Source organism: Oleiphilus sp. HI0043 (assembly GCF_001634935.1).
The window spans coordinates 1-523 of sequence record NZ_LWEY01000642.1 but is presented as its reverse complement, the minus strand read 5'-3'; the positions used below and the strand labels follow the sequence as shown (position 1 = coordinate 523).

1 protein-coding gene is annotated in these 523 nt (G+C 42.4%); it reads left to right on the top strand.

The window, feature by feature from the left end:
* Positions 1–523 (top strand): tRNA 2-thiocytidine(32) synthetase TtcA (gene ttcA / locus A3729_RS07750; RefSeq protein ID WP_082882047.1); only part of this gene is annotated, 523 nt, incomplete at both ends.

Sequence of the window (523 nt, the reverse complement as noted above, 5' to 3'; positions counted from 1 at the left end):
TCGAGATACTTACTCCATCGTTAAGTCCAAGATACCAGAAGGCAAGACAACCTGTGGCCTGTGCTCACGTTTACGTCGTGGTACTTTATACTCCTTTGCTGAGGAGATTAAAGCGAATAAGATAGCTTTAGGCCATCATAAAGATGACATCGTTGAGACCATGTTTCTGAACATGTTTCATGGTTCAAGGTTGTCAGCTATGCCACCTAAACTGCTTTCTGATGACAAGCGAAATGTCGTGATTAGGCCGCTGGCTTATTGTCGTGAGAAAGATATTGAGCAGTTTGCTCTGGTGAAGGCTTACCCGATCATTCCGTGCAATCTTTGTGGTTCGCAAGAAAATCTCCAGCGTCAATCCATTAAGAAAATGCTTATTCAATGGGAAAAAGAACACCCTTCAAGAATTGAGTCAATTTTCACAGCCTTACAGAATGTATCGCCTTCCCAGTTAGCGGATACCCAGCTTTTTGATTTCGAAACACTAGCAATTGATCGCAGTGGTGAACGTAAAGAGTATGAGTTT